The organism is Nocardiopsis sp. TNDT3, assembly GCF_003427465.1.
Taxonomy (GTDB): domain Bacteria; phylum Actinomycetota; class Actinomycetes; order Streptosporangiales; family Streptosporangiaceae; genus Nocardiopsis; species Nocardiopsis dassonvillei.
Map to the genome: position 1 here is coordinate 1 of NZ_QPFC01000530.1, position 13,864 is coordinate 13,864.

Here is a 13,864-nt window from a genome sequence, read left to right on the forward strand (position 1 = left end):
CGCACCTCACCGCCCCCCGTGGAGGGCGCCGCCGCCGTGTTGTTGGTTGTTTCAGTTGTACCCGCGGTGCCGTCGGCACCGTTGTTGGGCTCGTTGTCGAGCATCCGGGCGGTCTCCCGTCAGAGTCCTCGGGCGCGCCGCGACCTCTCGGTCGGCGGCGCGGCTCACGAGAACTGTCGTCGCTGTGTCAGCGCCGGCGGCGCCGGGGCGCCGTCGGGGCAAAGTCCTGTGGTGTCGCCCATGTTCCCCGCTTCGGGGCCGCTCATCCGCGCGGTCCCGCCATGGGCGTTGACGGCCGTGGTGCGTCTTCGCGCCGCTCCTCCGCGTTGTCGTCCGCGGGTCCGGAGCTCGTGTGGGCTTCGGGCCGGTCCTGGGAGAGCGGGTCCGCGATCGCACCTGTCGTCTCGTCCAGCGGCCCCTGCGCCAGCCGGGTCATCATCGGAGATGACGGCGGCGCGAGGTCGGCCACGCGGCGAAGGCCGGTCAGCACGTCGTCCGGTCGAACAGCAGGTGTCGTGTGCCGTACGACCATCCGAAGTATGGCATATGTCGTGTGATGTTCCTCTGGGGCGCGCCCGAGGGATTCAGCGCACACGTCGATGCGGACCACCGCCGGCCGTGTGTCGAAGCGGCGACGGCCCTTCTTCGTCATCCGCTCCACCTCGACGCTGTCGGCGGCCAGATAGGCGGCCACCGCCCTGGCGGCGTCGTCGGGGTCGACGCCAGCCATCTCCACGCGCCATTCGGAGGCCTGGAGCCGGTCGGCCAGCCCGGGATGTCGGGCCTCGACGACCTCGACGACGTCGATGCCCTGGGGCATGGCCGCGTCGATGTCGGCTCGGACCCTCTCGGGCGGGCGGTGCTCGGCCAGAGTGAGCTCAAGGTACTCCGCCTCGCTGGCGACCCCGGTGGGGGCCGCGCCGGTGTAGGAGACCTTGGGGTGAGGTGAGAAGCCAGCGGAGAAAGCCACGGGTACGGAGGCCCTGCGCAGGGCGCGCTCCAGAGCCCGGGCGATGTCGCGGTGGCTGGCGAACCTCATGCGTCCGCGCTTGGCGTAGTGGACGCGAAGCCGCTGTCCGGGTTTGGCCGTGGAGGGTGAGGTGGTGCCCTCGGATGCGGGGGGCAGCTCAACTCCTTTCCTCATGCCCCCTGGTGCGGTCGGCGGGGCGACCTGAAGGGGCTGTTCCTCGTCCTGTTCAGCGTACGGTGCGCCGTGGTGCACATGCGCCAGCAGGACTACGCATACCGGTATCTCCCCCACTGACCTGCGGTCGAAAAGTCCCCGAGCGGTCGAAGCGGACACCGGAGCCGTGTTCACCAGCAGAACGCGGGGTTCGCCGAAAAAAATCCGAAGAAAATCTGGATCCGATGGCAACCCCCCGCGTAGCCCGCGAGTCCTATTACACGTACGGCCCGGCGCGAGCGGGGCGCCGGGCCGTACACCTTCCTCCCCCGGGCCACTCCCCTTCGAGGGTCGAGAGAGCGCCCGGAGCGCGAAATCCTACTTCACACCCTCCCGGGGCACGTGAGCCGCCCCCTGCCCCGGCACGAACACCACGGCCCCTGACCCCACCGACGGCCGGTGGGAGCAGGGGTTCGTCCGTGTCCGGCCTCGGCCGGAGACCTCCCGGGCCCGCGCGGCACACCGCCGCGACCGGGCGGCTGTCCGGCTAGACCACGTTGAGCGGCAGCAGCGGACGGCCCTCCGCAGGGGCGTTGATCTGGATCTCGGTGCCCATGCTCGGGCAGACCCCGCAGTCGTAGCAGGGGTTCCAGCGGCAGTCGTCCACCTCCAGCGACTCCTCGCCGTACAGCGAGTCCTGCCAGTCCTGCCACAGCCACGACCGGTCCAGGCCCGCGTCCAGGTGGTCCCAGGGCAGGACCTCGTCCTCGTCGCGCTCGCGGGTGGTGAACCAGTCCACGTCCACCGGGAGGTCGGCCAGGGCGACCTCGGCGGCCTCGGACCACCGGTCGTAGGAGAAGTGCTCGCTCCAGCCGTCGAAGCGGCCCCCCGAGCGCCACACCTCCTCGACCACCCGGCCGACCCTGCGGTCCCCCCTGGAGAGCAGGCCCTCGATGATGGAGGGGCGGCCCTCGTGGTAGCGCAGACCGATCGACTTGCCGTACTTGCGGTCGCCCCGCAGCCTGTCGCGCAGCTTGCGCAGCCGGGCGTCGACGGCCTCGTGCGAGGTCTGCGCCGCCCACTGGAACGGGGTCTGCGGCTTGGGCACGAACCCGCCGATGGACACCGTGCAGCGGATGTCCTTGCGGCCGGTCACCTCACGGCCGGTCCGGATCACCTCGGTGGCCAGGTCGGCGATGGCCAGGACGTCCTCGTCCTCCTCGGTGGGCAGGCCGCACATGAAGTACAGCTTCACCTGCCGCCACCCGGCCGCGTACGCGGCGGTGACGGTGCGGATGAGGTCCTCCTCGGTGACCATCTTGTTGATCACCCGGCGCATCCGCTCGCTGCCGCCCTCCGGCGCGAACGTCAGGCCGGAGCGGCGCCCGTTGCGGGTCAGCTCGTTGGCCAGGTCGATGTTGAACGCGTCCACGCGGGTGGAGGGCAGGGACAGGCCGGTGTTGGTGCCCTCGTAGCGGTCGGCGAGCCCCTTGGCGATCTGCCCGATCTCGCTGTGGTCGGCGCTGGACAGCGACAGCAGCCCCACCTCCTGGAAGCCGGAGGCCTCGACGCCGTCCTCGACCATCTTCGTGACGGTCTCCTTGTTGCGCTCGCGCACCGGCCGGGTGATCATCCCCGCCTGGCAGAACCGGCAGCCGCGCGTGCAGCCGCGGAAGATCTCCACGCTGTAGCGCTCGTGCACGGACTCGGCGGTCGGCACGATCGGCTTCTTGGGGTAGGGCCACTGGTCCAGGTCCATCACGGTGTGCTTCTGGACCGTGCCGGGCACCCCGGGCCGGTTGGGCGTGTAGGAGGCGATCCGCCCGTCCTCGTGGTAGGCCACGTCGAAGAAGCGGGGCACGTACACGCCCCCGGTCGCGGCCAAGCGCAGCAGCAGGCCGTCGCGCCCGCCGGGCTCGCCCTCCTCCTTGAACTCGCGGATGATCTCGGTGATGGCGAGGGTGATCTCCTCGCCGTCGCCCAGGACCACCGCGTCCAGGAAGTCGGCGATCGGCTCGGGGTTGAACGCCGAGTGTCCGCCGGCCAGCACGACCGGGTGGTCGGCGGTGCGGTCGGCCGCGCGCAGCGGGATGCCCGCCAGGTCCAGCGCGGTGAGCATGTTGGTGTAGCCCATCTCGCTGGCGAAGCTCAGCCCGAGCACGTCGAAGGCGGCCAGCGGCCGGTGCGAGTCCACGGTGAAGTGGGGCACGCCGTGCTCGCGCATCAGCTTCTCCAGGTCCGGCCACACCGCGTAGGCGCGCTCGGCCAGCACGCCCTCGCGCTCGTTGAGGACCTCGTACAGGATCTGGACGCCCTGGTTGGGCACTCCCACCTCGTAGGCGTCCGGGTACATCAGCGCCCAGCGCACCCGGGTCTCGTCCCATTCCTTGACCACGGAGTTGAGCTCGCCACCGACGTACTGGATGGGCTTGGCCACCTGCGTCAGCAGGGGTTCCAGCCGCGGGAAGAGGCTTTCGACGGACATGGTGTGGGCCTTCGTTCGGCGGACATCGTGTCGGGTGTGCGTGGACCCCCGCCGTCGCGGGGGTCGGCGCGGTGACGCGTGGAGCGCGCCCGCGCTGATGTTCCCAGGCTACCGGCGCCACGGGCCCCGGGCCGCTCCGTCCACAGGTCCGGTCGGACCGCGGCGGGCCCGGTTCCGCCCGCGCCCCGCCGCGGTCCTCCCTCCGGACGGCGGCGGGGCGGGCCCCTGCGCCTCCGCCGTGCCCGCCCCGCCGGTGTCGTGGTCCGCGCCCCTAGGCGAAGCCCCGGTCCCGGGAGTCGACCCCCAGCACCAGTCCCAGGGCGACCATGTTGGCCACGATCGCGGTACCGCCGTAGGACATGAACGGCAGCGGCAGACCCGTCACCGGAACGACCCCCAGGCCCATCCCGATGTTGATGAAGGCCTGGAACCCGAACCAGGCGACCACTCCCACGCACAGCAGTCGCGGGTAGGGCTGCTCGCACCCCTGGGCGATGCGCAGGATCCGCCACAGGATCAGCGCGAACAGGCCGATGACCACCACCGACCCCACGAACCCCAGTTCCTCGCCCGCCACCGTGAAGATGAAGTCGGTGTGCTGCTCGGGCACGAACTGACCGTGCGTCTGCTCGCCCTGGAAGAGCCCGGTGCCGTTGAACCCGCCCGACCCCACCGCGATCAGCGCCTGGTTGGAGTTGTACCCCGCGCCCTGCGGGTCGGCGGTCGGGTCCATCAGCGTGGCGATGCGGTCCAGCTGGTAGGGCTCCAGCAGGTCGAACCACCACACGCACAGCGCGCCGACCACCCCGCACGCCAGCATGCCCGCCACCCACACGATCGGGGCGCCCGACAGCGTGAGCATGCCCAGGAAGATCGTGACCAGCACCAGGGTGGTGCCCAGGTCCGGCTGCGCCATCACCAGTGCCAGCGGCACCGCCAGGACCACCAGGCAGAACACCACGTCCCGCGTCATCGGCCGGGCCTCGCCGTCGCGGGGCTCCCCCAGCAGCGTGGCCAGGACCAGGACCAGCCCGACCTTGGACAGCTCACTGGGCTGGAACTGGAAGCCGCCGACCACGATCCAGCCGCGCGACCCGTTGATCACCTCGCCGAGCGGGGTGAGCACCAGGACCAGCGCGACCACCGTGACCAGGTAGACGATCGGCGCGTACGCGCGGATCGTGCGGTGGTCCACCGCGGCGACCAGAAGGCACAGCGCCCACGCCACCAGCAGGTGGAGCAGGTGGCGGCCCAGGTGTTCGGTGGACTCCAGCGGGTCGCTGCCGTCGCCCGGGATGGTCGCCGACCACACCAGCAGCGAACCGATGGCGCACAGGGCCGCCACCGACGCGACCAGCGTCCAGTCCAGTCGGCGCGCCAGGCCCGCCGCGTTGCGTCCGATCTCGGCGCTCCGTGACCCGGGCGCCCCCATGTAGGTGCTCATGGCTACCGATCCAGCAGGTCGATGGAACCGTCGGGACGGATGTCGGGCAGTTGCTCGGGCGGCGCGCCGCCCGGGATCAGCGGCTCCGCGCCGCCGGACGCATCCTCTTCGACCTCGGCCTCGGCTCCCTGTGCCGGGGAGTCGAACCCGTAGATGCCGTCGTAGATGGCGCGCGCGATGGGCGCCGCGGTCGTACCGCCGGTACCGCCCTGGGAGACCAGGACGACGATGGCGAACTGCGGGTCGTCGGCGGGCGCGTAGGAGGCGAACCAGGAGGAGACCTGGCGCCCCTCCACGTCGGCGCTACCGGTCTTGCCCGCGACGGACACCTTGTCCTGCGGGAACCCGGCGAAGGCGCCGCGGGCGGTGCCCTCCTTGGGGACCGCCGTGAGCGCGGTCTGGAGGTACTCCAGCGTCCCGTCGCTGACCGGGAGCTCGCCGCGCACGACCGGTTCGATCTCGCGCACCTCCGTCCCGTCGGCGGAGACCAGCGCCCTGCCGATGCGCGGCTCGTGGAGCGTGCCGCCGTTGGCGACGGCCGCGTAGGCGCTGGCGAGCTGGAGCGGGGTGACGAGGACGTCCCCCTGGCCGATGGCGAAGTTGACGGCCTCGTTGGCCCGCCACTGGAAGCCCTCCACGCACTGCTCGTAGGCCAGCAGCTTGAGGTAGGCGGCGCGCGACGGGTCGGTCTCGGCGACGTCGGGGTAGCCGTGCTCGCCCCGGTGGCAGTTGTTCTCGCGGGTCTCCTGCCAGAAGGTGCGCTTCCACTCGCGGTCGGGGATGCGCCCGGAGGTCTCGTAGGGCAGGTCGATCCCGGTCGGGGAGCCGAAGCCGAAGCCCTTGGCCATCTCGGCCATCGCCTCGTCCGCCTCGCCGTCGGGGTAGAGCCCGCCGTCGTCCTTCCACATCTGGTAGCCGAAGTTGTAGAAGACGGTGTTGCAGGAGACCACGATGGCCTCGTGGAGGCTGATCGGACCCTGGCCCTGGCCCTCGTAGTTCTCGTAGTTCTGCCCGGCCAGGTTCACCGAGCCCGGGCAGGCGTAGGTGCTGCGCAGCGAGTACCCGTTCTCCGCGGCCGCCGCGAGCGAGGAGACCTTGAACGTGGAGCCCGGCGGGTAGGTGCCCTGCACGGCTCGGGAGAGCAGCGGCTCGCCCGCCTCCTCGCTGAGCATCTCGTCGAAGGTCTCCTGGTCGATGCCGCCGCGCCAGATCGCGGGGTCGTAGGTGGGCAGGCTCGCCATGGCCACCACGCCGCCGGTGCGCACGTCCAGGACGATGGCGGCGCCGGAGTCGGCCTTGTAGCGGGGCCGGGCGTTCGCCATCCCCTCGGCCAGCGCCTCCTCGGCGATCTTCTGCACGCCGAGGTCGACGTGGGTGACCAGGTGCATCCCCGGTTCGGGCGGCGCCTCGGAGATGACCTCCATGACCTCGCCGTGGTTGTTCACGCCCAGGACGCGCTTGCCCGCGGTGCCGCGCAGCTGGGCGTCGTAGACCGCCTCCACGCCGTCGCGGCCCACCATGTCGATGCCGGTGAACTGGGTGCGCAGATCCTCGCGGGCCTCCAGCTCCTCCTGGGTCACCGGTTGCAGGTAGCCCAGCATCTGGGAGCCGTGCTCGCCCTGCGGGTACTCGCGCACGGCGTGGGCCTGGGCGCTGATCCCGGGGAAGCGGTCGGCGCTCTCCATGATCTGGAGGGCGACGGAGGGCTCCACGTCGTCGGCGAGGGTGACGGGCTGGTAGGGCGAGCCGGGCCAGCACGGGCGGCTCACCTCGGGCCCGCACAGGCGCATGCGCTTCTGGAGTTCCTCCAGCGGGACGTCGAGCACCTCGGACAGGTCGGTCAGGACCTTCTCGCCGCCGTCCTCCATGCCCGTGATCTCGTGGTAGTCGGCGGAGACCACCAGCTCGGTGCTGTTGTTGACCAGCGGGCGGCCGGTGGTGTCCAGGATCTGCCCCCGCGTGGCGGGGACGAGGAGCTGCTGGTGGTGGTTGGCCACCGCGAGCTCGCGGTAGTGGTCCCACATCGGAATCTGGAGGTACCACAGCCGTACGGCCAGGGCCGCGAAGAGCACCAGGACCAGGATCTGGGCGAGCAGCAAACCGGCCCGGCCGAGTCTGCGGCCGGGCAGTTCGACGTCGTCGACGGGCGACATGTGCACGTTCACCACCCCCCGGGGGACACGGGGCCCCGGACGCCGGCGAGCTCGCTGTCGGAGAGCGCCCCCCGCGCCCACAGCAGCGGAAGCGTGACCAGCGGTGAGACCAGGGTGGTCAGGGCGGCTCCGACGAGGGTGTTGACCGCCACGGCGGCCAGCGACACCCGCGGGTCGCCCATGAGCACGCCGACCAGCGCGTAGCCCAGGCCCACACCCACGGCGGTGACGGCGGTGGCGGCCATCAGGGCCCACACCGAGGGCCTGCCTCCCAGGGCTCCGGCGGAGCCGGTGTTCCTGTGCAGCAGGGCCAGCAGGTAGGCGGCCACGCACAGCACCAGGGCGTAGCGGCCCAGCGCGTGCTCGGCGGGCGGCAGGACGTCCATGGCCAGCCCGGCGGCGAAACCGCACGCCGCGGCGGCGGCGGGGCCGGTGGTCAGGGCGACCGCGACGATCGCCGCGGCCACGAGGTCGGGCCCGGCCCCCCACTCGAACGGGAGCCGGTTGACGACGGTGGCCTGGGCGAGCACGGCGACGGCCACCAGTGCCAGGGTCGCTGCGTTCCTCATGAGCGTTCCCCCTTGTCGGGTCGGGGCGGGAGCACGGAGTCGCGCGGGTCCTCCTCGGGACCCCCGACCACCACGCCCACCACGTCCAGGGACGAGAAGTCCACGGCCGGGGCGATACGTGCGAGGCGGCTGAGCGCGCCGGGCGCCACCTGCACCTCCTCGACGGTGCCGATCGGCACGCCGGGCACGAAGGGCGCGCCCTCGTGCGAGCCGAGCGTGACCAGCCGGTCCCCGGCCTCGACCGGTGCCTGGAGGTCGAACAGCTCCAGGGTCAGTTCGGCGTCGGGGCCGCCGGGGACGGTGCCGCCCCGGACCACGCCGATCTTGCGCGTGGCCTCCAGACGGGCGCCGACGGCGGAGTTGACGTCGGTGGCGAGCATGACGGTGGCGGTGCTCGGACCGGCCTCGATCACCTTGCCCACCAGGCCGGAGCCGTTGACCACGGTCATGTCCGGGCGCACACCGGAGTCGGTTCCGGCGTCGATGGTGACCGTGTCGGCGTAGCCGCGCGCGGTGACGTGGGTGACGGACTGGGCGGGGACGATCTCGTAGCCGCCCAGACCGGCCAGCCCCAGCATCGCGTCGAGCTGCTCGGCGCGCGCCTTGTCGATGCGGGCGGCCCGCAGGTCGTCCTCCAGCTCGGCGTTGGCCTGCTCCAGCTCGGCCACGCGCTCGGATTCGGGGCCGCTGACCAGCCCCTCGTAGAGACCGGACACGGGTCCGGTCGCCCAGGTGACGCCCGCGGCGGCGGGCGCGAAGACGAGTTCGCCGCCCGCGCGGGCCACTGAGGTGACCGGGTTGGCGCCGGGACGGGCGTCCAGGACGAGCAGGGCCACCGCCACGGCGACGAGCACGGCGAGGAGTACGCGGGATCTGCGTGAGTCGCGGAACATGGGTCACCTCCGCCGCTCGGGGACGAGTACCTGGTGGAGCCGTTCGTAGTTCTCGACGCAGGTGCCCGAGCCGACGGCGACGGAGTCCAGCGCGTTGTCGGCGACGTGGATGGGCATCCCGGTCTCGTGCAGGAGCCTCTCGTCGATCCCGCGGAGCAGCGCTCCGCCGCCGGTGACGGCGATGCCGCGGTCCATGATGTCGCCCGACAGCTCCGGGGGGCACTTGTCCAGGCTGGTGCGGACCGCGTCGACGATGGCGGTGACCGGCTCCTCGATGGCCTGGCGGACGTCGCTCTCGGACAGGACGATGGTCTTGGGCAGCCCGCTGACGAGGTCGCGTCCGCGCACCTCGGCGCGGATCTCCTCGGAACCGGTCGGGTAGGCGGAGCCGATGGCCATCTTCAGCTCCTCGGCGGTGCGCTCCCCGATCATCAGCGAGAACTCCTTCTTGACGAAGGTCGCGATGGCCTGGTCGAGTTCGTCGCCGCCCACGCGGATGGACTGCGAGGTGACGATGCCGCCCATGGAGATCACGGCGACCTCGGTGGTGCCGCCGCCGATGTCCACGACCATGTTCCCGGTGGGCTCGTGGACGGGGAGCCCGGCGCCGATGGCGGCGGCCATGGGCTCCTCGATGATGTAGACCCTGCGCGCGCCGGCCTGGTATCCCGCCTCCTTGACGGCGCGGTGCTCGACCGAGGTGATGCCGCTGGGCACCGCCACGATCAGGCGCGGCTTGGCGAAGTGGCGCCGCCGGTGGATCTTCTGGATGAAGTAGCGCAGCATGCGCTCGGTGATCTCGAAGTCGGCGATGACACCGTCCTTCAGGGGACGGATGGCCGTGATGTTGGTCGGCGTGCGACCGATCATCTGCTTGGCTTCGATGCCGACAGCGACGATTCGGCCCGTTGAGGTGTTGAGCGCGACCACCGACGGCTCGTTCAGAACGATGCCGCGTCCTCGCACGTACACGAGCGTGTTGGCGGTACCCAGGTCGACGGCCATGTCCCGGCCGAGAAAAGCAAGGTTGTTCGGCATGTAACGTCCTCAGAGGCGCCGTGTCGGACGTGGTTGCCCGGGGCGACCATACGTAGTCGTTCCGGCACGATAGGTGTTGAGTCCCCCGTATCGTAACGGTCAGCACTTAGTCCGTTACGCAAACACACCGAATTGTTGCCCCGTCGGCGGACGAACCGACCGAAGTCGCCCGTGCCCGCGGGTCCCACATGCCGAAGGACCCGCGGACCGCCCCGTTTCCCCTACAGGTCGGGGAAGAAGAGCTTGATCTCGCGCTCGGCGGAGTAGGTGGAGTCCGAGCCGTGCACGATGTTCTGCTGCACCTCCAGCGCGAAGTCGCCGCGGATGGTGCCGGGGGTGGCGGTCACCGGGTCGGTGGCGCCGGCCAGGGCGCGGAACGCCTCCACCGCGCGCTCGCCCTCGACCACCATGGCCACGAGGGGGCCGCCGGTGATGAACTCGACGAGCGAACCGAAGAACGGGCGCTCGGCGTGCTCCTCGTAGTGCGTCTTGGCGGTCTCGGCGTCGAGCGTGCGCAGCTCCATGGCGACCAGCTTCAGGCCCTTGCGCTCGATGCGCGAGATGACCTCGCCGACGATGTTGCGGCGGACGCCGTCCGGCTTGATGAGAACGAGAGTGCGCTCCACGTGCGTGTCAACTCCTCACTGGGGCTCCGCGTGGCGCACGTGGGCACCCGCCCACGGCAGCGGCCGCACGCGGAGGAATCGGGTGATGGGTCACAGGTGCGGGGGCCGCAGGAGGAGGATTCTCCCCGGGCCGCCCGCCCGGACCTGCGTCACACTATCGCGTTTGGCGCGTGGGCGCGGAGGCCGCGGTGTCCTCGCCCCGCCCGGCGGCCTCCGCCTCGGCGCGGGCCAGGTGGGCGGCCTTCATCTCGTCGGTGCGGCGGCCCATGATGACGCCGGTCACCCACAGGGAGACGAACACCACGGCGACCAGCACCGCCCCGGAGACCAGGAAGGAGGTGAACAGGAAGGCGGCCTGCAGTACCCAGGCCGCGTAGTGCGCCCAGCGGTGCTTCTGGAGCCCGGAGAGCACGAGGGCGGCGACGGCCATCCCTCCCCACAGGCTCCCGGCCAGGACCGGGTCCATCCCCTCCAGGGAGATGGCGACGGGGATGAAGAGGCCGATCACGATGACCTCGAACACCAGGATGACGGCGCAGACTACACGCACGGCGGGTTCCCTTCGTAGTAGACCTGGCCCGTCACTCCTGCGCACCGCGCAACAGGTGGACGGCGTCACCGGCGGTGACGACCGATCCGGTGACCAGTACACCGGTGCCGCCGAACTCCCCGCCTTCCTCGGCCAGGCCCACGGCCCGGTCGATGGCGTCGTCGAGTCGGGGCTCCACGTGCACGCGTTCCTCACCGAAGATGTGCTGGGCGACGTTGGACAGCCGCTCCGGTTCGAGGGAACGCGGGGAGGAGTTACGGGTGACGACGATCTCGTCGAGCAGTGGTTCGAGGGGTTCGAGGATCCCCTCGACGTCCTTGTCGGCCATGATCGCGACCACCCCGACCAGCCGGGAGAAGGTGAAGGCCTCCTCCACGGCCGCCGCGGTGGCGGTCATCCCGGCCGGGTTGTGCGCCGCGTCGGCGATGATGGTCGGGCTGGTGCGCACGACCTCCATACGGCCCGGGGAGTCCACTCCCGCGAGGGCCTCGGCGACGATCGCGGGGTCCAGGCCCCCGGCGTCGTCGCCGGAGGAGGCGAACGCCTCGACCGCGGCCAGGGCCACGGCGGCGTTCCCCGCCTGGTGTGCCCCGAACAGGGGCAGGAACAGGTTCTCGTAGTTGCCGGTGAGGCCCTTGACGGCGATCTGCTGGCCGCCGACGGCGATCTCGCGGGAGGTGACGCCGAACTCCAGGCCCTCCCTGGCCACCCGCGCCCCGACCTCCGCGGCGTTGCGGACCAGGGCCTCGGCGGCGGGCAGCGGCTGCTGGGCCAGGACCGCCACGGAGTCGGGCTTGATGATGCCCGCCTTCTCCTCGGCGATGCCCTCCACCGTGTCGGGCAGGTACTCGGTGTGGTCGATCCCGATGGGGGTCACCACGGCGACGTCTCCGTCGATGACGTTGGTGGCGTCCCACCGGCCGCCCATGCCGACCTCGACGACGGCCACGTCCACGGGGGCGTCGGCGAAGACGGCGTAGGCCATCACCGTGAGGATCTCGAAGAACGACAGCGGTGCGTCGTTCATCGAGTCGGCCATCTCGACGTAGGGGCGGATGTCGTCGTAGGCCGCGACGAACCGCTCCTGGGATATGGGCTCCCCGTCGATGACGATGCGCTCGCGCACGGTGCGCAGGTGCGGGCTGGTGTAGCGGCCCACGCGCAGACCCCGCCCGCGCATGAGCGCGTCGATCATGCGGGCGGTGGAGGTCTTGCCGTTGGTACCGGTGACGTGGATGGCCCGGAAGTTGCGGTGCGGGTCGCCCAGGAGGTCCAGCAGGGTGCGGACCCGGTCCAGTCGAGGATCGATGTCGGACTCGGGCGCGCGGGCGAGGATCTCCGCGGTCACCTCGGCGTAGCGCCGCTCGGCGCTGGCTTCGCTCACGGTGTCTCGATGTCTCGTGTGTTCGGGGTGTACACCCGCGCCAGTCTACGCGCCCCCACCTGGGCACGATCCCCGGGTGAGGGAACCGGTGGCCTGTGTCGCGCAGACCATACTGGGACCATGCGAAGCCTTGACCCCTTCTTCTCCGAGTGGGCGCAGCGCCGCCCCGACCGCCCCCGCGACCGCACCGGAAGCCTGGAGCGTGCCACGGCGCTGATGCGCGTGCTCGGGCTGGACACGCGCCGCCCCCCGGTGCTGGGAGTGGTGGGGTCCAAGGGGAAGGGGAGCACGGCGACGACGGCCGCGGCGGCGCTGGCGTCGGCCGGACTGCGCACGGTCCTGGTCACCGGGCCGAGCTTCCGCTCCTACCGCGAGCGCGTACGGGTGGACGGGACCTCGGTGTCCGACGCCGAACTGGACGTGTTGGGCGCCCGGATCGACGCCGCCCGACGGGAACTGCCGACGGTGGAGGAGTTCGGCGGCCACCTGGCACCGAGCGGGCTGTTTCTCATGGCGGGGCTGCTGCGCGCCATCGAGGTGGGTGCCGACGTGTGCGTGCTGGAGGCCGGGATGGGCGGCCACCGCGACGAACTGCGCCTGGTCGGCCCGGAGGTCGTCGCGCTGGGCAAGGTCTTCGCCGAGCACGTGGGCATCCTCGGCGACACCGTGGCGCAGATCGCCCGGGAGAAGGCGCGGGTGGCCGGGGAGCGGACCCGCGCGCTGGTGCGCCTGCCGCAGACCGCGGAGGTGGCCGCTGCGGCCGACGCCGCCCTGGCCGAGGCCACCGGGGGCCGGGTGCGGGCCGAGGTGGTCGATCCGGACAGGCCGGGGGTGGAGCCGCCGCCCGGGCTGCGCCCGCCGGGGCTGTCCGCGGCCTCGGGGGTGCTGGGGACGGCGGCGGCGGCGCGGATGCTGGACCACCTGGGCCGCCCGCCCCTGGACCGGGAGCGGCTGCACGCCGTCCTGGGCACCGTCCGGCTGCCGGGGAGGCTGTCCCGCCACACGGTGCCCGGAGAGGCGGCAGAAGCGTCCGGACGGGTCGGAGGGGCGCCCGGTCGGGCTGGAGGAGTGTCCGACGGGGACCCGGTGGGGGGCGGCAGCACGCCGGACGCGGAGGCGGACGCCGAGGTGGTCGTGGACTCGGCCATCGACCGCAACGGGGTCGCCGCCGCCCTGGCCCACGTCCGTGGGCTGTGGGGCGGGGTGGACCACGTGCTGCTGTGCCTGCCCGACCACAAGGACGTGTCGGGGGCGGTGGAGGTCCTGGGCGATCTGCCCGTGACCGCCGTGCGCCTGTCCGAGGCCCACCTGCGCTTCGAGCACGCCCTGCCGGGCCACTGGGGCCGCATGGACGCCGCGGACCTGTCCCCCGCGGCCCTGCGCGCGCTCGGCGAACGCGTGCTGGCCCTGGGCACGGTCTACTTCACCGGCCGGGTCCTGGAGGCCGTGGACGCCCCCACCGACCGCCTCTTCGGCTGAGGCCGGACCGCGCGGCCCCGAACGCCCACGTCGTCCACAGGTCGGAGGAGGCTCTGGCGGCGCCGGGCACTGGCGCGGGACACTCGAAAACGGGGGTGTCGGGCTTCCCCGGCGGTGGGG

Annotated in this window: 11 protein-coding genes; 1 reads left to right on the top strand and 10 read right to left on the bottom strand. The window is 71.9% G+C overall.

Annotated features, from left to right (window positions below; genetic code table 11):
* Positions 1-262: 262 nt before the first annotated feature.
* From DQW06_RS13775 to DQW06_RS13820, 10 genes are all read right to left on the bottom strand, one after another.
* On the bottom strand, positions 263-1,039 hold the full coding sequence (locus DQW06_RS13775; protein WP_041552821.1) for a TIGR03936 family radical SAM-associated protein: 777 nt from the start codon (positions 1,037-1,039) through the stop codon (positions 263-265).
* A 631-nt stretch (positions 1,040-1,670) separates the two neighbouring features.
* The gene (locus DQW06_RS13780) at positions 1,671-3,608 is read right to left on the bottom strand and encodes a TIGR03960 family B12-binding radical SAM protein (RefSeq protein ID WP_117198585.1); all 1,938 of its coding nucleotides are present in this window, start codon (positions 3,606-3,608) and stop codon (positions 1,671-1,673) included.
* Between the two features lie 271 nt (positions 3,609-3,879).
* Positions 3,880-5,052: a rod shape-determining protein RodA gene (gene rodA / locus DQW06_RS13785; RefSeq protein ID WP_013154396.1), complete on the bottom strand. Its 1,173-nt coding sequence runs from the start codon at positions 5,050-5,052 to the stop codon at positions 3,880-3,882.
* 2 nt (positions 5,053-5,054) lie between these two features.
* Positions 5,055-7,205, bottom strand: a complete 2,151-nt coding sequence (gene mrdA / locus DQW06_RS13790; RefSeq protein ID WP_013154397.1) for a penicillin-binding protein 2 — start codon at positions 7,203-7,205, stop codon at positions 5,055-5,057.
* Between the two features lie 8 nt (positions 7,206-7,213).
* Complete coding sequence (gene mreD / locus DQW06_RS13795; protein WP_013154398.1) at positions 7,214-7,774, bottom strand: rod shape-determining protein MreD; 561 nt, start codon at positions 7,772-7,774, stop codon at positions 7,214-7,216.
* The gene (gene mreC, locus DQW06_RS13800) at positions 7,771-8,667 is read right to left on the bottom strand and encodes a rod shape-determining protein MreC (RefSeq protein WP_013154399.1); all 897 of its coding nucleotides are present in this window, start codon (positions 8,665-8,667) and stop codon (positions 7,771-7,773) included. The genes mreD and mreC overlap by 4 nt, the downstream gene beginning before the upstream one ends.
* A gap of 3 nt (positions 8,668-8,670) precedes the next feature.
* Positions 8,671-9,705 carry a rod shape-determining protein gene (locus DQW06_RS13805; protein ID WP_013154400.1) on the bottom strand — a complete coding sequence of 345 codons (1,035 nt, stop codon included), beginning with the start codon at positions 9,703-9,705 and terminating at the stop codon, positions 8,671-8,673.
* Positions 9,706-9,926: 221 nt separating this feature from the next.
* Complete coding sequence (gene ndk, locus DQW06_RS13810; protein WP_013154401.1) at positions 9,927-10,331, bottom strand: nucleoside-diphosphate kinase; 405 nt, start codon at positions 10,329-10,331, stop codon at positions 9,927-9,929.
* 154 nt (positions 10,332-10,485) lie between these two features.
* The gene (locus tag DQW06_RS13815) at positions 10,486-10,881 is read right to left on the bottom strand and encodes a DUF4233 domain-containing protein (RefSeq protein ID WP_013154402.1); all 396 of its coding nucleotides are present in this window, start codon (positions 10,879-10,881) and stop codon (positions 10,486-10,488) included.
* A gap of 31 nt (positions 10,882-10,912) precedes the next feature.
* On the bottom strand, positions 10,913-12,265 hold the full coding sequence (locus tag DQW06_RS13820; protein WP_013154403.1) for a folylpolyglutamate synthase/dihydrofolate synthase family protein: 1,353 nt from the start codon (positions 12,263-12,265) through the stop codon (positions 10,913-10,915).
* 120 nt (positions 12,266-12,385) lie between these two features.
* Between DQW06_RS13820 and DQW06_RS13825 the strand changes: the two genes are divergently transcribed.
* On the top strand, positions 12,386-13,744 hold the full coding sequence (locus tag DQW06_RS13825) for a hypothetical protein (RefSeq protein WP_117198586.1): 1,359 nt from the start codon (positions 12,386-12,388) through the stop codon (positions 13,742-13,744).
* Positions 13,745-13,864: the final 120 nt, after the last annotated feature.